The following is a 26,719-nucleotide window of genomic DNA, read 5'->3' as shown; positions in this document are numbered from 1 at the left end:
CCGAATCCGTTTATAAACCATTGATGGTAGGTATGTATGAATGAAAACAGACTACTGGGGTTGGCCTGGATCTCGCCTTATATAATAGGGTTGATCATCTTCACGGCTTTTCCCTTTGTTTCCTCTTTCGTGCTGAGCTTTACCGAGTACGATTTAATGAGTCCGCCGGTTTTTAACGGCATCGAAAACTATCGCTACATGCTGACGGAAGATGCACTTTTCTGGAAATCCATGGGCGTGACGTTTGCGTATGTCTTTTTAACCATTCCATTAAAACTGGCTTTTGCATTAGGCATCGCCTTTGTTCTGAACTTCAAATTGCGCGGCATCGGCTTTTTCCGTACCGCCTATTATATTCCGTCAATTCTCGGCAGCTCCGTCGCTATCGCCGTGCTGTGGCGTGCCCTGTTTGCCATCGACGGTCTGTTGAACAACTTCATTGGCGTGTTTGGTTTAGATCCGATCAACTGGCTGGGCGAGCCTTCGCTGGCGCTGATGTCGGTCACCTTACTGCGCGTCTGGCAGTTCGGTTCCGCGATGGTGATCTTCCTGGCCGCGCTGCAAAACGTACCGCAATCGCAGTACGAAGCGGCGATGATTGACGGTGCCTCCAAATGGCAGATGTTCATGAAAGTGACCGTACCGCTGATTACGCCGGTTATTTTCTTCAACTTCATCATGCAGACCACGCAGGCGTTCCAGGAATTTACCGGGCCTTACGTGATCACCGGCGGTGGCCCGACCTACTACACCTATCTGTTCTCGCTCTATATCTACGACACGGCGTTCAAGTATTTCGATATGGGATACGGTGCGGCGCTGGCGTGGGTGCTGTTCCTGGTCGTGGCGCTCTTTGCCTCCGTTGCCTTTAAATCTTCGAAATACTGGGTGTTCTACTCCGCCGATAAGGGAGGCAAAAATGGCTGACATTCAACAAATTACGCCTGAGATGACCGACGCGGATCGCGAAGTCGCGCGCACGCTGCGCCGTGAAAAAATCAGCGCCGCCATCCGTTATGTGATCCTGCTGTTCGTGGGCCTGCTGATGCTCTACCCGCTGGCCTGGATGTTCTCGGCGTCGTTCAAACCGAACCACGAGATCTTCACCACGCTCGGTCTGTGGCCGTCGAACCCGACCAGCGATGGCTTTGTGAATGGCTGGAAAACCGGCACCGAATACACCTTCGGCCATTACATGTGGAACACGTTCAAGTACGTGATCCCGAAAGTGATCCTGACCATTATCTCCTCGGTCATCGTGGCGTATGGCTTTGCACGCTTTGAGATCCCGTGGAAGAACTTCTGGTTCGGTACGCTCATTGCCACCATGCTGCTGCCAAGCACCGTGCTGCTGATCCCGCAGTACCTGATGTTCCGTGAAATGGGCATGCTGAACAGCTATCTGCCGCTCTATCTGCCGACCGCGTTCGCCACGCAAGGGTTCTTCGTCTTTATGCTGATCCAGTTCTTACGCGGTGTACCGCGTGACATGGAAGAAGCAGCGCAAATCGACGGCTGTAACTCCGCACAGGTGCTGTGGTACGTGGTTGTGCCGATCCTCAAACCGGCCATCATCTCCGTCGCGCTGTTCCAGTTCATGTGGTCCATGAACGACTTTATCGGCCCGCTGATCTACGTCTACAGCGTCGATAAGTACCCGATTGCACTGGCGCTGAAAATGTCCATCGACGTCACCGAAGGTGCGCCGTGGAACGAAATTCTGGCAATGGCGAGTATCTCCATTCTGCCATCCATCATTGTGTTCTTCCTTGCTCAGCGCTACTTCGTGCAGGGCGTTACCAGCAGCGGAATTAAAGGTTAAGAGGGAAATATCATGGCTGAAGTGATTTTCAACAAACTGGAAAAGGTTTACTCCAACGGCTTCAAAGCGGTACATGGTATCGACCTTAAAATCGCTGACGGGGAGTTCATGGTGATTGTCGGGCCGTCCGGCTGCGCCAAATCCACTACCCTGCGTATGCTGGCCGGGCTTGAAACCATCAGCGGCGGTGAAGTCCGCATCGGTGAGAAAGTGGTGAACAACCTCGCGCCGAAAGAGCGTGGTATCGCCATGGTGTTCCAGAACTATGCGCTCTATCCGCACATGACAGTGCGTGAAAACCTGGCGTTTGGCCTGAAGCTCAGCAAGCTGCCGAAAGATCAGATCGACAGGCAAGTAGATGAAGCGGCCAAAATCCTTGAGCTGGACGAACTGCTGGATCGCCTGCCGCGCCAGCTTTCGGGCGGCCAGGCACAGCGTGTGGCGGTGGGCCGCGCGATTGTGAAAAAGCCGGACGTGTTCCTGTTCGACGAACCGCTCTCTAACCTTGACGCCAAGCTGCGTGCCTCGATGCGTATCCGTATTTCGGATCTGCACAAGCAGTTAAAAAGCTCCGGTAAACCGGCGACCACCGTTTACGTGACGCACGATCAGACCGAAGCGATGACCATGGGCGACCGTATCTGCGTGATGAAACTGGGTCATATTATGCAGGTGGATACCCCGGATAACCTCTACCACTTCCCGAAAAACATGTTCGTGGCGGGCTTTATCGGCGCGCCGGAAATGAACATCAAGCCGGGGAAAATCGTGGAGAAAGACGGTGGCCTGCACATCACGGTGGGCGATGACACCCTGCCGCTCAATGCGAAGCAACAGGAAAAAGTCACCAATTACGCAGGTCAGGACGTCTTCTTTGGCGTGCGCCCGGAATTTGTGTCTGTCTCTGACGAGCCGTTTGCCGAAGGCTGCGGCACCGGCGACCTGGTGCGCGTAGAAAACATGGGTCACGAATTCTTCGTCTACCTCAAAATAGCGAACTACGAACTGACCGCCCGAATTCCTTCTGATGTAGCTAAACCGATGATAGCAAAAGGTTTACATCGTAAGGTGTACTTCAAGTTTGACATGGATAAGTGTCATATCTTTGACGCGAAAACCGAACAGAACATCTCTCTCTAACTGGAGCATAAAAATGAAAAAAGTGCTTTTAAGCGCAGCGATCTCCGCCACTCTGGGTCTGTGTGCCCTGCCGTCTCACGCGGCAGAAAACGTGGATCTGCGCATGTCCTGGTGGGGCGGTAATGGCCGTCACCAGGTGACGTTGAAAGCGATTGAAGAGTTCCATAAGCAGCACCCTGAGATTAACGTTAAATCAGAATACACCGGCTGGGACGGGCACCTTTCCCGTCTGACCACGCAGATCGCAGGCGGCACCGAGCCTGACGTGATGCAAACCAACTGGAACTGGCTGCCGATTTTCTCGAAAACCGGCGAAGGTTTTTACGATCTGAACCAGGTTAAAGACGTGATCGACTTAAGCCAGTTCGATCCGAAAGAACTGCAATCCACCACCGTGAACGGCAAGCTGAACGGCATTCCGATCTCCGTGACCGCGCGCGTGTTCTACTTCAACAACGAGACCTGGAAAAAAGCGGGCGTCGAATACCCGAAAACCTGGGACGAGCTGAAAGCCGCGGGCAAAGCGTTTGAAAGCAAGCTGGGCAAACAGTATTACCCGGTGGTGCTGGAGCATCAGGACACCCTGGCGCTGCTGAACTCGTACATGATCCAGAAGTACAACATTCCGGCCGTGGATGAAAAAACCAAAAAATTCTCCTACAGCAAAGAGCAGTGGGTTGAGTTCTTCCAGACCTACAAAAGCCTTGTCGACAGCCACGTAATGCCGGATACCAAGTATTACGCGTCGTTCGGTAAGAGCAACATGTATGAAATGAAGCCGTGGATTGAAGGCGAATGGGCGGGTACCTACATGTGGAACTCCACCATTACCAAATATTCCGACAACCTGAAGCCACCAGCCAAGCTGGAGCTGGGTCACTACCCGATGCTGCCGAACGCAACCGACGCGGGCCTGTTCTTCAAACCTGCGCAGATGCTCTCTATCGGTAAAACCACCAAGCACCCGAAAGAAGCGGCTCAGCTGATTAACTTCCTGCTGAACAGCAAAGAAGGCGTGGAAACACTGGGACTTGAGCGCGGCGTGCCGCTGAGCAAAGTCGCGGTCGAAACGCTGACCACGAACGGCACCATTAAAGAAGAAGATCCGTCAGTATCCGGTCTGCGTCTGGCGCAGTCTCTGCCAGCCAAACTCTCCGTATCGCCATACTTTGACGATCCGCAGATCGTGGCGCAGTTCGGGACGTCTTTGCAGTACATCGACTACGGCCAGAAAACCGTGGAAGAAGCCGCAGCAGACTTCCAGCGTCAGGCTGAACGTATCCTGAAACGCGCAATGCGTTAATTTTTCTGCTGTTATTTCTGACAATACCCTGCCAGTGGCGGGGTATTTTTTTAAGGAGAGGGTCATGGCTCGAGGAAAAATCATTTCACTGGCGTTCCGTCATTACACGGACAGTGAAACCGGGCACGAGGTTATCCGCTTAACGCCGCCGCACATTATTTGTCACCGCAATTATTTCTACCAAAAATGCTTCACCCGGGACGGGCAAAAGATCGTCTTTGGCGGCGCGTTTGAAGGTCACTGGAACTACTGGCTGCTGGATCTTGCCCGTTCGCAGGCCACGCAGCTCACCGAAGGCGCGGGCGATAACACCTTCGGCGGCTTTTTATCCGCTGACGATAGCAGCCTGTGGTATGTGAAAAATACCCGCGAACTGCGGCGCGTGGATCTGCATACGCTGGAAGAGCATGTGGTCTATGAAGTGGACGATGAGTGGGTTGCCTACGGCACCTGGGTGGCGAATTCCGACTGTACAAAACTGGTGGGGATTGAAATTAAAAAATCCGACTGGCAGCCGCTTACCGACTGGTCGAAGTTCCGCGATTTTTACTTTACTCAACCGGAGTGCCGCCTGATCAATATCGATCTGCAAACCGGCGAGCAGCGCACCATTTTGCAGGAAAAACGCTGGCTCGGGCACCCGATCTACCGCCCGTTTGACGACAGCACGGTGGCGTTTTGCCATGAAGGTCCGCGCGATGTTATCGACGCCCGGATGTGGCTTATCAACGAGGACGGCAGCCATCTGCGCAAGGTGCGCCAGCACGCGGCAGGCGAGAGTTTTACCCACGAATTCTGGGTGCCGGACGGCTCAGCGCTGTATTACGTGGCGCACAAAGAGGGCAGCCCGCACCGCTACCTGGTTAGCGCCGATCCGGCAACGCTTGAGAACCGCGAACTGATGACCATTCCGCCGTGTTCGCATTTGATGAGTAACTACGATGGCTCGCTTATCGTCGGCGACGGCGCACCGCACAACACCGGCGACATCAGCCTGAACGATCCGTTTATCTGGGTGTTTGATGTGAAGACCGGCGCGCAAACGGCGATTTGCCAGCACAACAGTAGCTGGAAAGTGCTCGACGGCGACCGCCAGGTCACCCACCCTCACCCGTCGTTTTCCCCGGATAACCAGTGGGTGTTGTATTCGTCCGATGGCGAAGGCATGCCCGCGCTGTATCTGGCGCGGGTGTAGGTTTTTTACCCTCACCCCGGCCCTCTCCCTGAGGGAGAGGGAGAATCCGCATTCGATCCGTCCCCCCTTCCTCAGGGAGAGGGAGAATCCGCACTCGATCTGTCCCCTCTCCCTCAGGGAGAGGGTTAGGGTGAGGGTGAGGGGCATAAAAAAACCCCGCCGAAGCGGGGTTTCTTATCAGACCTTCGCGAATTAACGCGCCAGCCAGCCGCCGTCTACTGCAACGGTGTAACCGTTGATGTAGTCGGATGCGCCAGATGCCAGGAACACCACCGGACCCATCAGATCGCTTGGCAGACCCCAGCGGCCTGCCGGGATACGCTCAAGGATCGCCGCGCTGCGTTCTTCATCAGCACGCAGTTGCTGGGTGTTGTTGGTCGCCATGTAGCCCGGTGCGATCGCATTCACGTTGATATTGTGCTGCGCCCACTCGTTCGCCAGCAGACGGGTCACGCCCATCACGGCGCTTTTTGATGCGGTGTAAGACGGAACGCGGATACCGCCCTGGAAGGAGAGCATCGACGCGATGTTGATGATCTTGCCGCCTTTACCCTGAGCGATAAAGTGCTTCGCCGCCGCCTGAGACATAAAGAACACGCTCTTAATGTTCAGGTTCATAACGTCATCCCAGTCTTTTTCGCTGAAATTGATCGCATCTTCACGGCGAATCAGACCGGCGTTGTTGACCAGAATGTCGATATGACCGAATTCAGATACTGCGCGCTCCAGCAGTTCAGGAATGCCGTCGATCTGACGCAGATCGGCGGTCAGGCTCAGGAAACGGCGGCCCAGCGCGGTGACGCGCTCGATGGTTTCAGTCGGCTCAACGATGTTAATACCCACGATATCGCAGCCCGCTTCCGCCAGACCAATCGCCATACCCTGGCCCAGGCCAGTGTCACACCCACTGACAACGGCCACTTTACCTTGAAGAGAAAATGCATCCAGAATCATGTTTGTTCCTTTATTTTTCTGCGCCTGCACCCACAGGCATGGTTGACTTTGCTGTCCGCGACTAGCGCAGATCCTTAACGGCGACGTGGTCCATATCATCAAAGACCTGGTTCTCGCCTACCATCCCCCAAATGAAGGTGTACGCGCGTGTACCCACGCCTGAATGAATTGACCAGCTCGGAGAAATCACCGCTTGCTCGTTGTGCATCACGATGTGACGCGTTTCCTGCGGCTGTCCCATCATGTGGAATACGCACGCATCTTCTTCCATATTGAAGTAGAAATAGACTTCCATACGGCGCTCATGGGTATGGCACGGCATGGTGTTCCACAGGTTGCCCGGCTCAAGCTCGGTCAGCCCCATGCTGAGCTGGCAGGTTTCCAGCACATCGGGAACGAAATATTTGTTGATAGTGCGACGGTTGCTGGTCAGCGGATCGCCCAGCGTGACCGGAGCCACTTCTGCTGGCGTCACTTTTTTGGTCGGATACGTGGTGTGTGCCGGGGCGCAGTTGTAGTAGAACTTCGCCGGATTCGCCGCATCTACGCTTGCAAATACCACTTCTTTTGCGCCTTTGCCGACATACAGCGCGTCGCGGTGGCCGATTTCGTAGCACTCGCCGTCAACGGTGATGGTGCCCGCGCCGCCAATGTTGATGACGCCCAGTTCGCGGCGCTCTAAGAAGTAGCTCACGCCGAGCTGTTTACCCACTTCGCCACCTACGGAAACCGTCTTCTCAGCAGGCATGATGCCGCCCACAATGATGCGGTCGATATGGCTGTACACCATGGTGTATTCGTCTGCGACGAACACTTTCTCAACTAAAAATTCATCGCGCAGCCCCTGGGTATCCAGCGTTTTAGCATGCGCGCTGTGGATGCTTTGTCTGACTTCCACAATAACCTCCGAAATTGATGTGCGACCGATCTCTCAGGCAATGAAACGATGAAATAGTCGCCCCACTGCAATATGCGCACATAGTATCCCGGCTAAAACGTCTTTTCAATTCTGAATAAAACAACGTTTCACTTTTTTTGCCATTTAATATTAAAAGTGTAAACAGGATCACGATTGTTAAGCGTTGACAACCTGAGAAGCCATTATGTTGTTAATTTACGACAAAATAAAATCTTTATAAATCAGTTAATTATAAAATCTTAGAAATCTTACCGGCAGGCTGATTTTTAATGCTGAAAATCAAAGATGGGCTTTTTTTGCTTAACACGCAAAGGGTAAATCATAAAATTGCCGGGCGTTTTTCTCATAAAGTGCGTGACACGTCACACCCATTGAAACAGTGTTTTGATAAATTAATACCCAGATTTTAAACTCATCATTAACCCGGTCATGATAAAGGAGTGCACAATGGCGAAAGGCATGCGGGTAAAACTGAACTATGACGTGAGCCGCGATCCGGATACCGGCGCGGAAGTTACCCGTCTTACCCCTCCGGAAGTGACGTGTCATCGTAATTACTTCTATCAGAAGTGCTTTTTTAACGATGGCAGCCACCTGCTTTTCGCCGGTGAGTTCGACGGACACTGGAACTACTACCTGCTGAATATTGCTAAAGCCGAAGCGGTGCAGCTTACCGAAGGCGCAGGCGATAACACCTTTGGCGGTTTCCTTTCTCCGGACGATAAATCGCTCTATTACGTGAAAAACGATCGCACCCTGCTGGAAGTCAATCTCACCACGTTTGCCGAACGCGAAGTGTATCGTGTAGCCGATGAGTGGGTCGGGTACGGCACCTGGGTTGCCAACAGCGATTGCACCAAGCTGGTCGGCATTGAGATCGCTAAAAGCGACTGGACGCCGCTGAACACCTGGCAATTGTTCCATGATTTCTTCCATAAAGGCCCACACTGCCGCCTGCTGCGCGTTGATTTGCAGACCGGGGAAAGTGCGGTGATCCACGAAGAGAAAAACTGGCTCGGCCACCCGATTTACCGTCCGTTTGACGACAACACCGTCGCCTTCTGTCACGAAGGTCCGCACGATCTGGTGGATGCGCGCATGTGGCTGGTCAATGAAGACGGCAGCAACGTACGCAAAGTCAAAGAGCACGCTGAAGGCGAAAGTTGCACCCACGAATTCTGGGTACCGAACGGTTCCGCGCTGGTGTACGTCTCCTATCTGAAGGGCGAACAAGGGCGCACGATTTACAGCTTCAACCCGGACACCGGCGTGAATGAAGCCGTCATGCAAATGCCGGCCTGTTCGCATTTGATGAGTAACTTTGACGGTACGCTGCTGGTCGGTGACGGTTCCGGTACGCCGGTGGATGTGAAAGACACCAGCGGGTACACCATCGATAACGACCCGTATATTTATGCTTTTGATGTGGCGAAGCGCGCTTATTTCCGCGTCGCGCGTCACGATACTTCCTGGGCCACTTTTGCGAACAGTCGCCAGGTGACTCACCCGCATCCGTCCTTCACGCCGGACGACAGTGCGATTTTATTTAGCTCCGATAAAGACGGTAAACCTGCGCTTTATATCGCGACGCTTCCCGAGCAGCGTGACATGTTGCAATCATAATTTGAGTTAGTGTTTCTGTAACTGGCCTTGCCCTCCTCTGTGGGGGCCTTTTTTTATCCGCAATCTGCCGATACCTTATTCCACCTTAAGAATAACCCCATCCAACTAATACAATTTATTAACAGAATAACCGGGTTATTTTAATATTAAATAACAGACACGAGAAAACCCCGGCCAAATACTCCGGGGTTTCTCATGAGGGTAAGGATAAATTAGAAAGAGTACGCCACGCCTACGCGGAAACGGGTCTGACGTTCATCGGTGGTTTTCACACCGACGTTACCGACTTCACCGTATGGGGACCAGTTTTTATCCCACTTATAAGCCAGCTTAACGTTATATTCGTTGGAGTAGGTTTTGTTATCTTCGCGGATCTGGTCTTCAGCGCTTTTCGCATAAACATAGTTCAGCTCAGTGCGCCAGTCGCCCATCGCCCAACCTACCCAGGTATCCACTTTATTCACTTTATCGTCTACTGCCGCGCCGTTAGGGATACGGGTGTATTCGTAACGGTAACGGGCTGCAATGTAGAAGCCGTTATCAAAGCTGTATTGCGCGTGCAGATACGGTTTGTAGATGGAGCTATTGTCTTTACTTTCAATATTGAAGCCTGGTGTCAGCGCAATATTGTCCGTCGCTTTCCAGCGCCAGTTGATAGATTCTTCGTGACCGTTGCCGACGATTTCGTTAAACGGACGATTTTCATCATCGCCGCCCGTTTTCCATTTTGCTTCTACCCCGAAACCGAGGCCGTTATCAAAACGGTGTGAAACCGCAACGCGATCTGCATTGCTACCGCTGTCTTTGTATTCATGACGCAGATCAACCGTAACCGCCTGAGCGGCGAAAGATGCACTAATAAGAGACGCAAGGACCAGAGATTTTTTAAACATGAGAAACCCTCAAAATAATAAAATATCGTTCCGTTTTTATGAAACTAGATTTTATTTATATTGTCTCTTTGTTTTAGTGATCCGGATCGTAATTATCTGCTTTTAAAAATCGGGTGAAAAACAGCGTGATGCGCATCAATAAAAATGCGCATTTAAGCCCATAAATAAAGATACAGATCACACGAAAAAGGCGCTTTGCTTTGATTTCATTTTATTTAAAACGAATAAAATGAGACTTTACGCAAATCAATAAAATTAGCGGGAAAATAATAACCAGAGTGATATTAAGAGAGGGATATTATTAGCAAGTGCATTACGCAGCTATTTGCAGCGGGAGTTGCCATTTAAAGAGTAGGTCATTAATGAGAATTTGCCTGGGTAAAATAATATTATGTCCGGTGCGTATCCTCAGGCCGGGTCGCGCAGCGCTACCCGGCTAAGAACCGCCGTCAGTCGCGTTCAATCGCCAGCGCCACGCCCTGACCACCGCCAATACACAGCGTCGCCAGCCCCTTATGCGCCCGGCGTTTGACCATCTCATGCACCAGCGACACCAGAATACGGCAGCCGGACGCGCCAATCGGATGCCCGAGCGCAATCGCCCCGCCGTTGACATTCACCCGGCGTTCATCCCACTCCAGAATCTGCCCCACCGACAGCGCCTGCGCCGCGTAGGCTTCGTTGGCTTCGATCAGATCGACATCCTGCAACTGCCACCCGGCACGTTCAAGACAGCGGCGGGTGGCGTACACCGGCGCGATCCCCATCAGCGCCGGGTCCACGCCGACGCTGGCAAACGCCCGGATGCGCGCCATGATCGGCAGATCCATCTCCAGCGCCTTGCTTTCGCTCATCATCAGCACCGCCGCCGCGCCATCATTAATGGATGAGGCGTTGCCCGCCGTCACCGATCCGCTCATTTCAAAGGCCGGGCTGAGTCCGGCCAGTCCTTCGGCGCTGGCATCGGTGCGCGGCTGTTCATCAGATTCCACCCACTGCCACTGCCCGTCCTGACGACTGACCTTCACCGGCACGATTTCATCGCGAAAACGCCCGGCATCAATCGCCGCGCGCGCTTTATGCTGCGAGCTTAAAGCATACGCATCCTGACGCTCGCGGCTGATGCCGTACTCCCGCGCCAGATTCTCCGCCGTCACGCCCATATGGTAATCGTTAAACGCGTCCCACAGCCCGTCATGCACCAGACTGTCCACCAGCTGGCTGTTGCCGAGCTGCGCACCGGTACGGCTGTCGGTCAGCACATGCGGCGCACGGCTCATATTCTCCTGACCACCGGCAATCACAATATCGGCCTCGCCGCACTGGATCGCCTGCGTCGCCAGATGCAGCGCCTTCAGCCCCGAACCGCAGACGTCGTTGATGGTGATCGCTGACACCGTATTCGGCAGGCCGCCTTTGATCGCCGTCTGACGGGCAGGGTTTTGCCCGGCTCCGGCGGTCAGCACCTGGCCTAAAATCACTTCATCAATATGCGAAGGCAGTACGCCGCTGCGTTCAATCAGCGCTTTGACCACCAGACTGCCGAGATCAACCGCAGAATGGCGGGACAACGCGCCCTGAAAACAGCCGATAGGCGTTCGCACCGCCCCGACAATCACGACATCTTTCATCTCATACCCCGGCTCAAATCGACCCGGCAATAGTAGAGTATTGTTAAAACTTATTTTCTGAATTGTTTAAAATTGGTGAGAGTTATCACAGAGGATTTTCATACGACATCACGAGGGAAAAACGCGGCAGCGGGCGCTACCGCGTTCGAGGCAAAATTAGTTGTTAACCGGGATCACCGCGCCTTTGTATTTGGTGCGGATCCAGTCCTGGATTTCTTTGGAGTGCAGCACGTTCACCAGCGCCACGATATCTTTTTTCTTCTCGTCGCCGCGATGCACGGTAATAATGTTGGCATACGGGTTGTTTTCACCGCTTTCTACCGCCACCGGATCTTTCACCGGGTCCAGGCCCGCGTCGATAGCGTAGTTGGCGTTGATCACCACCGCATCGCCTTCGTCGTTGTTATACATCTGCGGCAGCAGAGAACCTTCCACGTTCGGCAGGAACTGCAGTTTTTTCGGGTTTTCCACGATGTCGCTGATGCGCGCATTCACTTTGCTCACGCCCGGCTTCAGCTTGATCACGCCCTCTTTTTCAAAGATAGAGAGGATACGGCCTTCTTCTGCCACTGCGTCACGCATGATGATTTTCCCGCCTTCCGGCAGATCTTTCAGCGATTTGTATTTTTTGGAGTAAATGCCAATCGGCTCAATGTGGATCGCGCCCGCATTGACGAAATCATACGTTTTGTCGCCTTCATGATCTTTCAGCACGCTGTTCAGGTAAGGAATGTGCTGGAAGTAGTTAGCGTCGATGTCGCGGCTGGCCAGCGCCGTGTTCGGCAGGATGTAATCCTGGAACGGACGGATTTCCAGATCGATACCCTCTTTTGCCAGAATCGGCTTCGCCTGCTCCAGAATTTCGGCGTGCGGCACGTTAGACGCGCCAACGGTCAGAGTATCCGCCCAGGAAGCAAAGCTCAGGGCGCTTAAGGTTGCGGCGGCGATCAGTGTCAGTGTTTTGTTCATGATGTTGGTTTCCAATAATTGTTATGTTTAGCGTTTGTCTAACAGAGAAGTCACCACGTCGCCGCAGAACTGAATGATGAAGACGATGATTAAGATAGTCACCGTCGCCACCAGCGTGACGTCGTTGTGGTTACGCTGGAATCCTTCCAGATAAGCAAGATTTCCTAAACCGCCTGCGCCGATCACCCCGGCCATGGCGCTGTAGCTCACCAGCGCAATCAGCGTCACGGTAATACCGGACACCAGCGCAGGCGAGGATTCAGGGATTAACACCCGGAAAACAAGGGTACTGAGACGTGCGCCCATGGAACGCGTCGCTTCAATCACCCCTTTGTCCACTTCACGCAGGGCGATTTCCACCAGACGCGCATAAAACGGCGCGGCCCCGACAATCAGCGCCGGCAGCGCGGCGTTTGCGCCGAGAATGGTGCCGATCAGCGTCTTGGTGAAAGGGATTAGCAGCACAATCAAGATAATGAACGGGATCGAGCGGAACACGTTCACGATCAGCGAAATCACGCTGTAAACCGGCTTGTTCTGGAACAGTCCGCCTTTGGCGGTCAGAAACAGCGCCAGCCCCAGCACGATGCCGAGTGCGAAGGTCGCCACGCCGGAGAGCGCGGTCATATATAAGGTTTCAAGCGTGGCGGCCCACAGTTGATCCCACTTCAGATGCGGCAGTAAGTTCTCAGCCATGTTTAATCACCTCGCCTTCAATATCGCTTGTGCGCAAATCTGCGAGGATATTGTTCAGTTGTTCATCATTTGCCACCACCTGCACCCACAGTTGCCCGAACACGCCGTGCGCGGTTTGCGTCATTTTGCCGTGCAGAATGTTAAACGGCAGGCCATAGCGCAGGGTCAGTTCGCCGACAACCGGCTGGTGCGTGCTGTGTCCGGTAAAGGTCAACTTGATCACGCTGCCGTGCTGCTCGTTCGCCAGTTCCGGGTTAAAGGCTTCTTCTTCCGCATACTGGCTCACCTGGCGCACAAACTGGCGGGTGATCGGCTGCTGCGGATGGGTGAAGACGTTAATCACATCGCCCTCTTCCACCACTTTGCCGTTCTCCATCACCGCCACGCGGTCGCAAATCTTGCGCACCACATGCATCTCATGGGTGATAAGCACAATCGTCAGTTTGAAACGGCGGTTAATATCCAGCAGCAGATCGAGGATCTGATCGGTGGTTTGTGGATCGAGCGCTGACGTCGCCTCATCGCATAACAGTACGTCAGGATTGTTCGCCAGCGCGCGGGCGATGCCGACACGCTGTTTTTGCCCGCCGCTTAGCTGCGACGGGTACGCATTTTCGCGGCCGGTCAGCCCCACCAGCTCGACCAGTTCGCTGACGCGGGCGTTGATCGCCGCTTTCGACGCGCCCGCGATCTGCATGGAAAACGCGATGTTTTCTGCCACCGTGCGCGACCACAGCAAGTTAAAGTGCTGGAACACCATGCTGATTTTCAGGCGGGCCTGGCGCAGCGCTTCGCCACGGGCGGCAGAAATATCATGGCCGTTAATCGTCACGCTACCGGAGGTCGGTTTTTCCAGCCCGTTCAGCAACCGGATCAGCGTGCTTTTACCCGCGCCGCTGTAACCGATAATGCCGTAAATTTGCCCCTGCTCAATCGTCAAGTTAACGCTGTCCACGGCGGTGATCGGCACCTTTCCATGGTCGAAAATCTTAGAAATATTACTCAGGACGATCATATTGTTGTTTTGTCCGTTTGGCGGTTTAGCAGTATGGATGTCTGGAAGATAATAATCAGCCGCAATTATTTTTGAAATAGAAATATTGATATGAGTTATAACTTTTTGTTCTAAATGGCGTCAGGTCTGCGTTTAAGCGCTGCGAATTTATCCGGCAATGCATTGCCAGAAAATGCAATAAGCCCGCCCTGCCTTAATAAAAGGGAGGTAAAGCCCCGCGCGCCGCCGCAACCAGCGACTATGCTTAATCCTGGCTGCTCAAAGGAGAACCCTCCCGCTATGTGGATTAACGCTTTAATCGTGGTGATAAGTATCATCGCAATGGAAGGCATCGCCGCCTTTACGCACCGCTACATCATGCATGGCTTCGCCTGGCGCTGGCACGAATCGCACCATACGCCGCGCACGGGCTGGTTCGAACTTAACGATCTGTTTGCGGTGATTTTTGCGCTGGTAGCGATTGCGCTGATTGCCGTCGGCACCATGGGCGTCTGGCCGTTACAGTGGATTGGTGCCGGGATGACCGCATACGGGGCGCTCTATTTTCTTGTACATGACGGGCTGGTGCATCAGCGCTGGCCGTTTCACTGGGTGCCGCGCAAAGGGTATTTAAAGCGGTTGTATCAGGCGCACCGGCTGCATCATGCGGTACGCGGGCGCAAAGACTGCGTCTCCTTCGGCTTTTTATATGCCAGCAAGCCGTCCGATCTTCAGGCCGAATTGCGCAGGCGACATGCCCGCCGCCCTAAACAGGACGCTGCCACAGATCCGCAGCGCGAGGCACCACCGCCTTCATCTTCGCCATAGCCACCTGGCCGGGCGCGGCCATCAGCAGGGCGATTTTCTCGCTTTTACTGGTGCGCGCCCGTGTCTCCCAGGCCCGCGCCCCCGCCGCTTTCACTTTCACGCCGATTTCCCGGTACACGCTGCGCGCGGTAGTGATTGCCAGCGCACAACGCGGCGGCAGTGCGCCAACGCCCGCCAGCGCCGACGCGTAATAGGGTTCGGCAGCGTCGATGAGCCGCGCGGCAACGTGCGCCAGCGCCAGCCGGTTCTCGCGCAGGGCGTAATTGTCCGGCGTCAGCCCCGCCTCGTGCAGCCATTGTGCCGGGAGATAGCAGCGGCCCACGGCGGCATCGTCGATAATGTCGCGGGCGATATTGGTCAACTGAAACGCCAGCCCCAAATCGCAGGCGCGATCGAGCACCCGTTCATCGTGCACACCCATAACCTTCGCCATCATCAGCCCCACCACGCCCGCCACGTGATAGCAGTAGCGCAGCGTGTCATTGAGCGTGTCGTAACGCGCGCCCGCCACATCCATGGCAAAGCCGTCGAGATGATCGAACGCCAGCCGGGAGGGAATATCGTGCATCAGCGCCACTTCCTGAAACGCCGCGAACGCCGGTTCCTCCATCTTCAGCCCTTCGTAAGCCTGAAGCGTGGCGATGCGCAGCAGTGCCAGCCGCTTTTGCGCCTGCTCTTCGTCGAGTTCTGATCCCTGCATCCCCAGGGTTTGATCGTCAATCACGTCATCACAATGGCGGCACCAGGTATAGAGCATCAGCACGCTGCGGCGCGTTTGCGGATCAAAGAGCTTCGCGGCGGCGGCAAAGCTGTTGGAGCCTGCCGCCATGGTGTGCGTCGCGTGGTCGAGTAACGTCTGCGTGCTCATTGTAAATCCTCCAGCATTAAACGGGCGGTGGCCTTTGCCGAGCCGACGACGCCGGGGACGCCTGCGCCGGGGTGCGTCCCCGCGCCCACCAGGTAAAGATTGGTGATGTCGCTGTCGCGGTTGTGCGGCCGGAACCAGGCGCTCTGGGTGAGCAGCGGTTCCAGCGAAAACGCCGATCCGAGATGCGCATCCAGGGTGTCGCGGAAATCCGCCGGGGTAAACATCCGGTGCGTCACCAGTTGCTCGCGCAGGCCCGGCATATAGCGCGCTTCCAGATAATCAAAAATCCGCTCCCGCAGGCGGGGGCCTTCCACTGACCAGTCCAGCGGCGCATTACCCAGATGCGGCACCGGGGCGAGCACGTAAAAACTGCCGCAGCCCGGCGGCGCGAGCGTCGGATCGGTCACGCAGGGCGAGTGCAGGTAAAGCGAAAAATCGTCAGCCAGCGTCGCGCCGTTAAAAATGTCATGGATCAGCGCCTCATAGCGCGGGCCAAAACAGATGGTGTGATGCGCAAGCTGCGGGTGCGGCTGGTTAAGGCCAAAATAGAGCACAAATAACGAGTTGCTCATTTTTTTGCGCGTAAGCGTTGTGGCCCGCTTCTGCCCGATGGCCGACTTTCCGAGCAGCTTTTTATAGGTGTTAACTACATCGCCATTAGAAGCCACCGCACTGGCGGCAAAGGTACGGCCATCTGCCAGCGTCACCTGACGGGCGCGGTTATCCTGCACCTCGATCTGCGTTACCTTAGCGTTAAGCTCCAGTTCGCCGCCGAGATCGCGGAACAGCCGCACCATGCCGTCAACCAGCGCGCCGGTGCCGCCTTTGGGAAACCAGACGCCCCACTCCCGCTCAAGCGCATGGATCAAGGTATATATAGAAGATGTGGCAAAAGGATTACCGCCCACCAGCAGCGAGTGAAAAGAAAACGCCTGCCGCAGATGCTCATCCTCAATAAAGCGCGACACCGCCTGGTATACGCTCTGCCACGCCTGCAATTTCAGTAGCTGCGGCCCGACACTCAGCATGTCGCGGAACGACAAAAATGGCACCGTCCCCAGACGCAGATAGCCTTCCTGGAACACCGCCTGCGAATAGGCGAGAAACTTGCGGTAGCCTTCCACATCGCGCGGATTAAAGCGGGCGATCTGCGCCTCCAGCCCCGCCGAATCGTTATCGTAATCCAGCGTTTTGCCGCTCTCCCAGCACAGGCGGTAAAACGGCTTCACCGGCAGCAGCGTGACATAATCCGCCAGACGTTTTCCCGCCAGGGTAAAGAGTTCTTCAAGAGCGCTGGGATCGGTGATCACCGTCGGCCCGGCGTCAAAGGTGAAGCCCTGATCCTGATACACATACGCCCGTCCACCGGGCTTATCGCGCTGCTCAAGCACCACGGTGGGAATGCCCGCTGCCTGCAGGCGGATCGCCAGTGCCAGTCCGCCAAATCCTGCGCCAATAATGACCGCTTTTTTCATTTGATCCCTCGTTGAAAGGTAAACGCCGCGCGTAACGCCTCGCCCGGCGGTACCGGGGGCTTTCCTGTTAAAATGCGGGCTTTGTCGCGCCACGTCAGTTTGCCGGCGTAGAACCGCGCAACAGTGGCATCCGGCAGGGTGTAAAAACGCTGCATCACCCGCCAGCGGTTTTCACTTTTCCCGGCCAGAAACAGCATCCGGTTGAGCAGGCGGAAATAGCCCTGCGCCCGCCAGTTCTGCATGGATAATTCACGCGTCAGCGCGAACAGGCTGGCCGCGTCAAAGGGTACGTGGGCGGCAATCCGATCCGCCAGCGCCGCCGCCTGCGGCAGCGAATAGCCGGTGGTCGGATGAAACAGCCCGGCACGCAGTCCGGCGCGCGGCTGCCCGTGGGCGGTCTGCCAGAAAGCGGTGATATCCCCGGAAAGCGTAATCGGCAGACAGCCGGATTCTTCACGTTGCAGGGTGCGCAACGACCACTGTTTTGCCGCCGCGTATTCACCGATCGTTTCGCGCAGCGCGGGCAGCGAAAGCTGCGGGCTGTCGGCGTAGCGCGTGTCTTCAATCAGCAGGGTGTCCGGGGAGAGCGGCAGCGTATAAACAAAACGGTAGCCCTGAGTTTGCGCCACCGTCGCGTCCATGATGATCGGCGCGGTCAGGCCGTGCGGCGCATCAAGCTGCCACTCCTGACCGACAAACACCTGATAGCCGGTGTACAGATTCGCATCCGGCTGCATTCCCCGCCCGTCGATCACCGCCCGCGCGGGGATCTGCTCGCCGCTCGCCAGCGTCACGCTGTCCGGGGTGAGCGCCGTGACCTCGCAGTTCAGCCACAGATTGTCGCCCAGCGCCTGCGCCAGACAGTCGGCGAAGTGCGCGGAGGTGACCGAGTAATAGCCGCCGGGCAGATGGCGCGTAAAGGCGGGAAAGTGCACGTCATAGCCTTTCCAGGCGTGGGCCACCAGCGGCGCAATCCAGGCGTGCTGCGTCGCATTGAGATCGTCATGATGAAATGACCAGGTGTGATTGCCGCCCGCCGCCGGGCCGGATTCAATCATTAAGACGTTAAGCGCGGGCCAGCGCTGTTTTAAGCGCCAGGCGATCAGGCCGTTTGCCAGCCCGCCGCCAACCAGAATCAGATCCCTCACCGTAGTTCCATGCTCCGTAGCGGGTGTGTCGGGCGAAATGGAGTTATCGCCTGTTCGATCAGCGAGGCCGCGTGGGGCGCGCCTCCGGCTCTGCGCAACTGCTCGCAGGCGGCGGTGATGCGCTGGCGGTAGCGATCGTCATTGAGTAAGGCGTCGAGCTGCTTCGCCATGTGGCTGCGGGTGGCAAAGCGTGAGACGCGCCGCCCAATCTGGCTGTACGCCACGCGCGCCGCCACCGCAGGCTGATCGAACGTAATGGGGATCGCCAGCAGCGGGGTCGCCGCTGCGATGGCATCAAGCACGGTGTTCAGCCCGCCGTGGGTGATCACCACATCGGCATCGCGGATCGCCGCAGGCTGATCGACAAAGCCGCGCACCGCGCTGGCTCCGCTGCGATAGAGCGATTCCACCTCGGCGTCGGTCAGCCCGTCGCAATGGGCGATCATCACTTTCGCCCCCACGTCCTGACAGGCGGCAGCGATTTTGTGAAACAGGCCGGCGCGATGGCCCTGAAGCGTGCCGAGCGAGGCCCAGGCACGCGGCGGCACCGCCCGTGGATGACTTTTTACCGCCACCGGCGGGGTATCCCGGAGCGCACCCACATAATGAAAACAGGCGGGCGGCTGATGACGGGGGAAATCAAGCGCCGGAATGCACTGGGCGATTTGCAGCAGCGGCGATAAACATTCGTCGAGGCGCTGGCGCGGCGACAGGCCAAAGCGTTGAGCATGATGAGCAATAACGCGCCCGTGCGGCTGCATCAGGCGGTCATAAATACGTTCGCTGGCGTGGTACAACCGCTGCGCTTTCTCATCCTGGCGGTAGTTAAACGGCATCACCGGCAGCGGATAGTGCGGCTCGCGGTTGACCGGCAGCGCGCACGCCACCGAGATATAAGGCAGGCCCAGCGCCTGGGCCACCAGGCCCCCGGCAGGCTCCATCTGATCGACAATCAGCGCATCCACCGCCAGCCGCTGCACGATGTCCGGCAACTGCTGGCATAAAACGTCCGTCAGCCGGGAGAGCGCGCCAATCACCCGAAACAGATGCCCGGCGCTGGTGTGCGTCACCTCGCGCTGGGCGTCACGCAGCGCCGGTGAAAGGGGGTAAAAATCGTCCCCCTCCCCTTCGGCGATAAAGGTCACGCGATGCCCACGACTGACAAGCTGGTGCGCCAGCGCGCGCATCGCTTGTAAATGACTGAACAGCGGCGGTGCAACCACCGCAAAATGACTCATACGCCGCCCTGGATCTTGTGCAGTTCGGCGTTTTTCAGCGCGGTCAGGTTGGCGCTGCCGGTGCAGAAACAGGCCACCCGGAGTTGTTCGATCAGCACGTTAAAATGGTCGATAACCTCTTCCGTCGATGCGCCCGCGCTGCCGAGTACGGCGGCGGCCTGACCGACCAGCGACGCGCCCAGGCGGATCGCTTTCGCGGCGTCAACGCCATTCTGGATACCACCGGACGCGATCACCGGCACCTGCGGATAGGCGGTGCAGATCCCCGTCAGGGCGTCGGCGGTAGGAATGCCCCACCCGGCAAAGACCTTCGCCACATCCCGCTGATGGCGGGATGTCGCCCGTTCGCCTTCGACGGCAGCCCAACTGGTGCCGCCCGCGCCCGCGACGTCAATCATTGATACGCCGACATCAATCAACTGCCCCGCCACCTGCGGTGAAATCCCCGCGCCCACCTCTTTGACCACCACCGGCACCGGCAGCGCGCGCACCACGGCGGCAATCGCCGCCAGCCGCCCGCACCAGTCGCGGTCACCACCGGGCTGGAGCGCCTCCTGAAGCGGGTTGAGATGGACGATCAGCGCATCGGCTTCAATCATCTCCACCGCACGGCGGGCATAATCCAGCCCCTGCGCGCCGGAAAGCTGTGCCGCCCCCAGATTCGCCAGCAGCGGAATCGACGGCGCTAACTGGCGCAGCGATTTATCCAGCCCGCTGTCGTAGCGACTTTCCAGCGCCACGCGCTGCGAACCGACGCCCATCGCAATATTCAGCGCCTGCGCCGCTTGTGCCAGATGGCGGTTAATCTCCCCGGAACGCGCCGCGCCGCCGGTCATGGAACTGATCAGCAGCGGAGCATCAAGACGTTTATTAAACAGTGAGGTGGAGAGATCGATGGCGGCGTAATCCAGTTCCGGCAGCGCGCAGTGGGTAAAACGCCAGTGCTCAAATCCCGACGTGACCGTTGATTGCGCGCGGCGGGGATCGAGCACGATATCCAGATGATCGTTCTTACGCTGAACCAGACTGGCTTCTTTCATTCCTGCTTCCTTGGGTATTCAGGCGATCTTCATGATCGGCGTATTCATTGCCGTGATGTTTTCAACCCATGCATGCATAAACTGACGGATGGCATTACCCTGGAGGTGGGCAACGGTTAAATGGCGATCCGCAGACTGAATATGTTCGTGGAGCTTTTTATACGCGGCATCTTTTCCCAGCACATTGACCAGCGTTGATTTCCCCGCGTCCTGATGCGGATCTTTACCGGTGGTCGCGTGGCTATCGCACAGATCGTCCATAAGCTGAAACGCCTGGCCGAAATCCAGCGCAAACTCGCGTAATTTTTGCCGGGTGACATCGCCCGATCCGCTGACGATGGCAATGATTTGCAGCATCGCGCTAAACAGGATGCCGGTTTTGAGATGGTTGGTATCAAGAATGGATTCGGTTGAGCAGGCTGAACGGCCCTCGCTGAGATCGCGGAACTGCCCCAGCACCAGCCCCTGTACACCCACCGCACCGGAGAGTTCGCTGACCACCTGGGCGCGGCTTTCTCCTGCCAGCTCCGGGCTTGCCGAAGCCAGTCCGAACGCTTTTGACAGCAGACCGATGGCGGCGAGGATCGCCACGCTTTCACCAAATTTTTTGTGGGTGGTTGGCAGCCCGCGCCGCATATCGGCGTTATCCATACAGGGCATATCGTCCAGCACCAGCGAGGCGGTGTGGATCATCTCCACCGCGCAGGCGAGATCCAGCAACGTGTGCTTCGGGCCACGAAAGCCGAGATCGTGAGCGGTCAGCAGCATCAACAGCGGTCGGATGCGTTTTCCGGGGGCCATGACGCTTTCACGCATTGCCAGGCTCACCACGTCATGGCTTTCCGGCTCCGGCAGCAGCGCCTGCAAATGGTCTTCAATCGACTTCTTTAGTACGCCCGGGTCGCAATTGTGCGAAACAGCGCTATCACTACGGCTCAACATTGCGACATCACCCATCAGAATTTCTTTACTTGTTGATTTAAACGTAGACCGGGCCGGAGGGGTGCGCCATAACGCAACAGGTTTTTTACACTGAATAAACAAACCCTCACCTCTACCCTCACCCCGGCCCTCTCCCTGAGGGAGAGGGAGTAGTTCGGCGGGCTGGCTTTGCCCCTCTCCCTGAGGGAGAGGGGATAGTTCGGCGGGCTGGGTTTTCCCCCTCTCCCATGGGGAGAGGGCCGGGGTGAGGGGGAAATCTCATCACCCGCTTCACCCGTACCAGCTATACCCTTTCGGCACGCGGGAGAATCCGACGGCGCGCAGGGTGGGGTCGAGCGGGGAGGTGGCAACAGGTTTGCCGTTGACCAGTTCAAGCGTAAAGGTGCCGTGTTTGCGCCGTCCGAGCGCCGTCGCCAGCGATGTCAGCGCCGCTTTCTGCCAGTGCGCCATCTCCTGATCGTCAAACGTCAGCAACTCCTTCCCGCCCTGCGCCAGATAAAGCACCAGCCTGCCGCGCCAGATCACCACCAGCGCGCCGCTGCGTCGGGTGGGACGGCTGGTCGCCGCACATGGCGGCCAGCCGGTGATCGCGCCAAACGGACTGGCGGGATCGAGGGCGGAAAGCGTCACCGCCACGCTCTCCTGGCGTCGGGCTTCATCGATCATGCGCAGCCGGTCGATGGTCGCGGTGTCAGAAAACTGCGCCCCGCCCAGCCCTTTTACAAAATGACCGCGCAGGATGCGCCCGGCGTCTTCCATGCCGCGCAGCAGCGGCGTCAGGGCCGGGAAACCGCCGGGGATCTGCTCGCTCACAGCCGCCCCCCGGGTGATGATCCCGTAGCGATCGAGCATATTTTCTGCCAGCGCCAGCGCCTGAATTGTTGGGGCCACCGGTTCATGCAATATCCGCGACCAGCGCCCCGCTACCGTGGCTGTACTGACGGGCTGCCGCTCCCGCGCACCCATGCTGGTATAACTCACCAGCCGCCCGCGCCGGGTGCGCAGCGCGCGCGACGGACGACGACTGGTCACGCCTGCCGGACCGGTCAGCCCCCGCAGCGCCACCCACGAATCGGTGGTCACATAGCCCTGCCACGCCAGATCCCACAGCGTGGCCTGTACTTCCTGCGGATCGGTATCCGCCAGTTGCGCCTGAATTTGCCAGGCGAAATAAGCCCCGCCGTCCGCGAGCGCTGCCAGCACCGCATGATGGCGCGGCGAGAGGCGGTCAGGATCGTCATCAGGCGGGGTCAGCGTTTCAGCGGCAAACTCGCGCAGGTGCAGCGCTACCAGTCCGTCGTTTTTGCCCGCCGCTTTATGCCCTGACCAGATCGCCTCCCCGGTCGCCAGCAGTTCGTCGAGCATCGCAGGCTGATAATCGGCAACTCTGGCGGGGAAAATCTGCGCCTCCCAGATCGAGGCGGGCAGCGCCACGCCCGCCAGTTGCTCAATCACCCGCGCCACGCCGTTAATGCCTTCGTATGCGCCGTGGGCCGCGTCGGTATGCGCGGTGGCGTCGCTGACCAGCCCGTGCCGCTCCAGTAACAGCATCACCCACGCCTGCACCGCCACCGGACGGGTTGCCTCGCGCGCAGCCTGTAACGATCGCAGTTTCAGGCGACGGAACACCTCGCTGGCGACCCATTCGCCGTCGGCGGTCGCGCTCTGGCTGAAGTTGCCGGAGAGCAGAGTGCCCTGCTCGCGAAGCGCCGTCAGCGCATCCCCGGCAACCGCGACGCCAAGGCCAAAATGCGCTGCCGCCTGTGCGGTGGTAAACAGGGTATGAGTGCGGGCGTAGCGGCGCAGCAGATCGCGCAGGGGATCGGACAGCGGCGTCAGAAACGCGGCGGGCAGCGACGGCGGCAGGCGCGTGCCGAGCGCATCGCGCAGCCGGGCGGCATCTTCAACCACCGCCCAGCGCTTTTCATCGGCAATAGTCACGCGGATGATTCGCCGGGCTTTCTCCAGCGCCCGCAAATGGTCTGCACAGGCGTCGGGCGTCTCTTCGGTACGCAGCATAATTTCTGTTTCGCTAAGCGGGCCGAGATCGCGCAGCAGATCCACCAGCCCTTCCATCCCCACCGCCTGACGCCCGGCGGCGCGGTGTTGCAGTTCTTCTTCTACCTGCACGACGACAGCCGGATCGAGCAGTTCGCTGATGTCCGTCTGGCCTAACAGTTCACCGAGCAGGCTGCTGTCGAGCGCCAGCATCGACGCCTGGCGTTCGGCCAGCGGCGCATCGCTGGCGTACATAAATTCCGCCACGTAGCCAAACAGCAGCGGCGCGGCGAAGGGGGACGGCGTCTGGGTGTTCACGTCGCAAAGCTGGATCTCGCCCTGCTGCACCCGCTCCATCAGGCGGTGCAGCGCGGGCAGGTCGTAGACATCCTGCAAACATTCGCGGGCGGTCTCCAGCAGCACCGGAAAATCCGCATATTCGCGGGCCACCGCCAGAAGCTGGCTGGCGCGTAACCGCTGTTGCCAGAGGGGAGAACGCTTGCCGGGCGAGCGCCGGGGCAGAAGCAGCGCGCGCGAGGCGCACTCCCGAAAGCGGGCGGCAAACAGCGCCGAGTTGCCTACGCCTTCCGCCACAGCGCGTTGCAGGCGGTCGGGATCGAAAATAAACAGCTCTGCGCCCGGCACCCTGCCGTCGGTATCCGGGAAGCGGGCGATGATGCCGTCGTCACTGGCGGCAATCGCCGGATCGAGTCCCATCCGCAGACGGATCCGGTCGGCAATCGCCTGCGCCCAGGGCGCATGAACCCGCTTGCCGTAAGGCGAGTGCAGGATCACCCGCCAGTCGCCGGTTTCATCGCGGCAGCGCTCCACCACCAGCGTCCGGTCGGTGGGCAGAATGCCGGTGGCCTCCTGCTGTTCACGGAGCAGCGTCAGAAGATTTTGCGCGGCGCTCGCGTCCAGTCCGTCCCGTTGCAGGGCGTTAAGCAGCGCCGGTTCCGGCTGCGAGCCTGTCGCCCGCAGAAATTCACCGATGGCTTCCCCCAGTTCCGCCGGGCGGCCCACGCCCTCGCCACGCCAGAACGGTAGCCGCGCCGAACGGCCAGGCGCAGGCACTACTACCACCTGATCGTGGGTGATCTGCTGGATGCGCCAGGAGGTCGCGCCGAGGGTGATGATGTCGTTAACCCGCGATTCGAACACCATCTCTTCGTCAAGCTCCCCCACCCGCCGCGATCCCGCCTGCTCCTCGCCTTCAGGCAGGATCACCGTGTACATGCCGCGATCGGGGATGGTGCCGCCGCTGGTCACCGCCAGGTGCTGGGCACCGGGGCGCGCCATCAACAAATCGTTTTCCCGATCCCAGATCAGGCGCGGGCGAAGCTGGCTGAAAGCGTCCGAGGGATATTTCCCCGCCAGCATATCCAGCGTGGCGTCAAAGGCCGCGCGAGGCAGAGTGCGAAAGGGATCGGCGCGGCGCACGGTGTCGTACCACTCATCCACCCGCAGCGTGTCCATGGCGACGGCGGCAATGGTCTGCTGGGCGAGCACGTCCAGCGGATTGCGCGGCGGGGTGAGGGTTTCGAGCCGTTTTTCCCGCATCCGCCGCACGATCACCGTGGCGTCCACCAGATCGCGGCGGGTACGCGGAAACATCACCCCTGACGAGGTGCCGCCCACCTGATGACTGGCGCGGCCCACGCGCTGCAAGGCGCTGGCCACCGACGGCGGCGCACCGACCTGGATCACCAGATCCACCAGCCCCATGTCGATGCCCAGTTCGAGGCTTGAGGTCGCCACCACGCAGCGTAATTCGCCCGCTTTCAGCGCCGATTCGATCTCCTTGCGCTGCTCTTTGGACACCGATCCGTGGTGCGACCGGGCAATATATGCACCCACTCCCTCCGAGCGCTTTTCCACGCCGCCGGAAAAGGAGTGCAGCGCGGCAGTCTCAACCACTGGCTGTTCGCCCTGGCGTAGCGCGTAGAGTTCATTGAGGCGGGCGGTGAGCTTTTCCGCCAGTCCACGGGTGTTGGTGAAGATGATGGTTGATTGCCGCGCCAGCACTTCGTCGAGAATGCGCGCTTCAACATGCGGCCAGATCGAGCCGCCCGCCCCTGCCCGCCCGGAGGAATCCCCCGCATCCGGGCGGCCCGGAATATCGGTCATATCCTCGACGGGCACGACGACCCGCAGATCCAGTTTTCTGCCGGACGGCGGGTTAACGAGAGTCACCGGCTGGCTGCCGCCGAGAAATTCCGCGATGCGCGACACCGGATGCACGGTGGCCGACAGCCCGACGCGCTGGGCGGGAACGGCGAGCAGGGCGTCGAGGCGCTCCAGACTCAGCGCCAGTTGCGACCCGCGTTTGGAACCGGCCATGGCGTGAACTTCATCGACGATGATGGTGTTGATCCCGCGCAGCGTCTCCCGCGCCTGGGAGGTGAGCAGCAAAAACAGTGATTCTGGGGTGGTGATAAGGATATCCGGCGGCGTGCGCAGAAGTTTTGCCCGCTCAGCGGTGGGCGTATCCCCGGAACGCACACCCACGGTGATCGGGGTGGCCGACAGTCCCTGGCGCTGCCGTTCCGCGCTGACGCCTTCAAGGGGAATGCGCAGATTGCGTTCCACGTCGGTGGCCAGCGCTTTGATCGGCGAAATGTAAAGAATGCGCGTGGCGCTCTTTTTGTCGGGCTTCTGAGGCGGGTGCGCCTTCTCTTTAAACAGCGCGTCGATGGCATGTAAAAAGGCCGCCAGCGTTTTGCCGGAACCGGTGGGCGCGACGATAAGACTGGGCTTTCCCGTGGCAATCGCCCGCCACGCCTCGCACTGGGCCCCGGTCGGTGCGCGAAATGCAGCCACAAACCAGTCGCGGGTCGGCGCGGCAAAAAGGTTTAAGGGATCGTCGTTGGGGTGATCGTTGTGCATGGCATCCAGGCGGTCAAAAAGAGATAGCTCAAAGTTAGCCCATTACGCCTGTTTTGAAAGGTCTTTAACCCTTCAGTTAGCAAGGGAATTGCGAGGCGTAACGCAAACCGCAGCGGGGAAAGGTGATATTTATAAGATATTAGCTATCGAATCCGTC

General features: G+C 58.0%; 21 protein-coding genes. 7 read left to right on the top strand and 14 right to left on the bottom strand.

Going from position 1 to position 26,719, the window contains the following annotated elements; all coding sequences use genetic code 11:
- Positions 1–36 precede the first annotated feature (36 nt).
- The 5 genes from BM373_RS14415 to BM373_RS14395 all read left to right on the top strand — a co-directional run bounded on the left by BM373_RS14415 (position 37) and on the right by BM373_RS14395 (position 5,460).
- A complete protein-coding gene (locus tag BM373_RS14415; RefSeq protein ID WP_090462537.1) occupies positions 37–927 on the top strand; it encodes a carbohydrate ABC transporter permease in 891 nt (296 codons plus the stop codon).
- On the top strand, positions 920–1,822 hold the full coding sequence (locus BM373_RS14410; protein ID WP_090462535.1) for a carbohydrate ABC transporter permease: 903 nt from the start codon (positions 920–922) through the stop codon (positions 1,820–1,822). The genes BM373_RS14415 and BM373_RS14410 overlap by 8 nt, the downstream gene beginning before the upstream one ends.
- Before the next feature lie 12 nt (positions 1,823–1,834).
- Positions 1,835–2,962, top strand: a complete 1,128-nt coding sequence (locus tag BM373_RS14405) for an ABC transporter ATP-binding protein (protein ID WP_090462534.1) — start codon at positions 1,835–1,837, stop codon at positions 2,960–2,962.
- Between the two features lie 13 nt (positions 2,963–2,975).
- Complete coding sequence (locus BM373_RS14400; RefSeq protein ID WP_090462532.1) at positions 2,976–4,265, top strand: ABC transporter substrate-binding protein; 1,290 nt, start codon at positions 2,976–2,978, stop codon at positions 4,263–4,265.
- Positions 4,266–4,329: 64 nt separating this feature from the next.
- Positions 4,330–5,460 carry an oligogalacturonate lyase family protein gene (locus BM373_RS14395; protein WP_090462531.1) on the top strand — a complete coding sequence of 377 codons (1,131 nt, stop codon included), beginning with the start codon at positions 4,330–4,332 and terminating at the stop codon, positions 5,458–5,460.
- Between the two features lie 192 nt (positions 5,461–5,652).
- Here the strand turns inward: BM373_RS14395 and kduD are convergent, their stop codons facing one another.
- Positions 5,653–6,414: a 2-dehydro-3-deoxy-D-gluconate 5-dehydrogenase KduD gene (gene kduD / locus BM373_RS14390; protein WP_090462530.1), complete on the bottom strand. Its 762-nt coding sequence runs from the start codon at positions 6,412–6,414 to the stop codon at positions 5,653–5,655.
- Between the two features lie 61 nt (positions 6,415–6,475).
- Positions 6,476–7,312, bottom strand: coding sequence for a 5-dehydro-4-deoxy-D-glucuronate isomerase (kduI, locus tag BM373_RS14385; RefSeq protein ID WP_090462528.1), 837 nt, complete (start codon positions 7,310–7,312; stop codon positions 6,476–6,478).
- A gap of 468 nt (positions 7,313–7,780) precedes the next feature.
- On the opposite strand from kduI, the gene BM373_RS14380 reads away from it, so the two are divergent.
- Positions 7,781–8,956, top strand: coding sequence for an oligogalacturonate lyase family protein (locus tag BM373_RS14380; protein WP_090462526.1), 1,176 nt, complete (start codon positions 7,781–7,783; stop codon positions 8,954–8,956).
- 212 nt (positions 8,957–9,168) lie between these two features.
- Here the strand turns inward: BM373_RS14380 and BM373_RS14375 are convergent, their stop codons facing one another.
- The 5 genes from BM373_RS14375 to BM373_RS14355 all read right to left on the bottom strand — a co-directional run bounded on the left by BM373_RS14375 (position 9,169) and on the right by BM373_RS14355 (position 14,160).
- Complete coding sequence (locus tag BM373_RS14375; protein ID WP_090462524.1) at positions 9,169–9,849, bottom strand: oligogalacturonate-specific porin KdgM family protein; 681 nt, start codon at positions 9,847–9,849, stop codon at positions 9,169–9,171.
- Positions 9,850–10,298: 449 nt separating this feature from the next.
- Entirely contained in the window at positions 10,299–11,480 is a 1,182-nt protein-coding gene (locus tag BM373_RS14370) for an acetyl-CoA C-acetyltransferase (protein ID WP_090462522.1), read from the bottom strand.
- Between the two features lie 156 nt (positions 11,481–11,636).
- The gene (locus BM373_RS14365) at positions 11,637–12,449 is read right to left on the bottom strand and encodes a MetQ/NlpA family ABC transporter substrate-binding protein (protein ID WP_090462520.1); all 813 of its coding nucleotides are present in this window, start codon (positions 12,447–12,449) and stop codon (positions 11,637–11,639) included.
- Positions 12,450–12,476: 27 nt separating this feature from the next.
- Positions 12,477–13,145 carry a methionine ABC transporter permease gene (locus tag BM373_RS14360; RefSeq protein ID WP_090462518.1) on the bottom strand — a complete coding sequence of 223 codons (669 nt, stop codon included), beginning with the start codon at positions 13,143–13,145 and terminating at the stop codon, positions 12,477–12,479.
- Positions 13,138–14,160 carry a methionine ABC transporter ATP-binding protein gene (locus BM373_RS14355; protein WP_090462516.1) on the bottom strand — a complete coding sequence of 341 codons (1,023 nt, stop codon included), beginning with the start codon at positions 14,158–14,160 and terminating at the stop codon, positions 13,138–13,140. Before BM373_RS14355 ends, BM373_RS14360 begins: the two co-directional genes overlap by 8 nt.
- 279 nt (positions 14,161–14,439) lie before the next feature.
- Between BM373_RS14355 and BM373_RS14350 the strand changes: the two genes are divergently transcribed.
- A complete protein-coding gene (locus BM373_RS14350; protein WP_090462514.1) occupies positions 14,440–14,967 on the top strand; it encodes a sterol desaturase family protein in 528 nt (175 codons plus the stop codon).
- Here the strand turns inward: BM373_RS14350 and crtB are convergent.
- From crtB to BM373_RS14315, 7 genes are all read right to left on the bottom strand, one after another.
- A complete protein-coding gene (gene crtB, locus BM373_RS14345; RefSeq protein WP_090462512.1) occupies positions 14,906–15,835 on the bottom strand; it encodes a 15-cis-phytoene synthase CrtB in 930 nt (309 codons plus the stop codon). The two genes, BM373_RS14350 and crtB, sit on opposite strands and share 62 nt — an antisense overlap.
- Complete coding sequence (locus tag BM373_RS14340) at positions 15,832–17,310, bottom strand: phytoene desaturase (protein WP_090462510.1); 1,479 nt, start codon at positions 17,308–17,310, stop codon at positions 15,832–15,834. Before BM373_RS14340 ends, crtB begins: the two co-directional genes overlap by 4 nt.
- A complete protein-coding gene (gene crtY / locus BM373_RS14335) occupies positions 17,307–18,458 on the bottom strand; it encodes a lycopene beta-cyclase CrtY (protein WP_090462508.1) in 1,152 nt (383 codons plus the stop codon). The genes BM373_RS14340 and crtY overlap by 4 nt, the downstream gene beginning before the upstream one ends.
- Positions 18,455–19,696, bottom strand: coding sequence for a glycosyltransferase (locus BM373_RS14330; protein ID WP_090462507.1), 1,242 nt, complete (start codon positions 19,694–19,696; stop codon positions 18,455–18,457). The genes crtY and BM373_RS14330 overlap by 4 nt, the downstream gene beginning before the upstream one ends.
- Positions 19,693–20,736: a type 2 isopentenyl-diphosphate Delta-isomerase gene (gene fni, locus BM373_RS14325; protein WP_090462505.1), complete on the bottom strand. Its 1,044-nt coding sequence runs from the start codon at positions 20,734–20,736 to the stop codon at positions 19,693–19,695. The genes BM373_RS14330 and fni overlap by 4 nt, the downstream gene beginning before the upstream one ends.
- A gap of 18 nt (positions 20,737–20,754) precedes the next feature.
- Complete coding sequence (locus BM373_RS14320; RefSeq protein ID WP_090462637.1) at positions 20,755–21,678, bottom strand: polyprenyl synthetase family protein; 924 nt, start codon at positions 21,676–21,678, stop codon at positions 20,755–20,757.
- Positions 21,679–21,948: 270 nt separating this feature from the next.
- Positions 21,949–26,562 (bottom strand): ATP-dependent helicase, encoded by a 4,614-nt coding sequence (locus BM373_RS14315; protein WP_090462503.1) that lies wholly within the window; start codon positions 26,560–26,562, stop codon positions 21,949–21,951.
- Positions 26,563–26,719: the final 157 nt, after the last annotated feature.

The organism is Enterobacter sp. kpr-6 (assembly GCF_900116015.1).
Classification (GTDB): domain Bacteria; phylum Pseudomonadota; class Gammaproteobacteria; order Enterobacterales; family Enterobacteriaceae; genus Enterobacter_D.
This window is presented reverse-complemented; position numbering and strand designations above follow the sequence as displayed.

Bases quoted from the DNA above. Each gene is read 5' to 3' on its own strand.
- BM373_RS14415 (WP_090462537.1), top strand. From the start codon at position 37: ATGAATGAAAACAGACTACTGGGGTTGGCCTGGATCTCGCCTTATATA.
- BM373_RS14410 (WP_090462535.1), top strand. From the start codon at position 920: ATGGCTGACATTCAACAAATTACGCCTGAGATGACCGACGCGGATCGC.
- BM373_RS14405 (WP_090462534.1), top strand. From the start codon at position 1,835: ATGGCTGAAGTGATTTTCAACAAACTGGAAAAGGTTTACTCCAACGGC.
- BM373_RS14400 (WP_090462532.1), top strand. From the start codon at position 2,976: ATGAAAAAAGTGCTTTTAAGCGCAGCGATCTCCGCCACTCTGGGTCTG.
- BM373_RS14395 (WP_090462531.1), top strand. From the start codon at position 4,330: ATGGCTCGAGGAAAAATCATTTCACTGGCGTTCCGTCATTACACGGAC.
- kduD (WP_090462530.1), bottom strand. From the start codon at position 6,414: ATGATTCTGGATGCATTTTCTCTTCAAGGTAAAGTGGCCGTTGTCAGT.
- BM373_RS14380 (WP_090462526.1), top strand. From the start codon at position 7,781: ATGGCGAAAGGCATGCGGGTAAAACTGAACTATGACGTGAGCCGCGAT.
- BM373_RS14375 (WP_090462524.1), bottom strand. From the start codon at position 9,849: ATGTTTAAAAAATCTCTGGTCCTTGCGTCTCTTATTAGTGCATCTTTC.
- BM373_RS14370 (WP_090462522.1), bottom strand. From the start codon at position 11,480: ATGAAAGATGTCGTGATTGTCGGGGCGGTGCGAACGCCTATCGGCTGT.
- BM373_RS14365 (WP_090462520.1), bottom strand. From the start codon at position 12,449: ATGAACAAAACACTGACACTGATCGCCGCCGCAACCTTAAGCGCCCTG.
- BM373_RS14360 (WP_090462518.1), bottom strand. From the start codon at position 13,145: ATGGCTGAGAACTTACTGCCGCATCTGAAGTGGGATCAACTGTGGGCC.
- BM373_RS14355 (WP_090462516.1), bottom strand. From the start codon at position 14,160: ATGATCGTCCTGAGTAATATTTCTAAGATTTTCGACCATGGAAAGGTG.
- BM373_RS14350 (WP_090462514.1), top strand. From the start codon at position 14,440: ATGTGGATTAACGCTTTAATCGTGGTGATAAGTATCATCGCAATGGAA.
- crtB (WP_090462512.1), bottom strand. From the start codon at position 15,835: ATGAGCACGCAGACGTTACTCGACCACGCGACGCACACCATGGCGGCA.
- BM373_RS14340 (WP_090462510.1), bottom strand. From the start codon at position 17,310: ATGAAAAAAGCGGTCATTATTGGCGCAGGATTTGGCGGACTGGCACTG.
- BM373_RS14330 (WP_090462507.1), bottom strand. From the start codon at position 19,696: ATGAGTCATTTTGCGGTGGTTGCACCGCCGCTGTTCAGTCATTTACAA.
- fni (WP_090462505.1), bottom strand. From the start codon at position 20,736: ATGAAAGAAGCCAGTCTGGTTCAGCGTAAGAACGATCATCTGGATATC.
- BM373_RS14320 (WP_090462637.1), bottom strand. From the start codon at position 21,678: ATGTTGAGCCGTAGTGATAGCGCTGTTTCGCACAATTGCGACCCGGGC.
- BM373_RS14315 (WP_090462503.1), bottom strand. From the start codon at position 26,562: ATGCACAACGATCACCCCAACGACGATCCCTTAAACCTTTTTGCCGCG.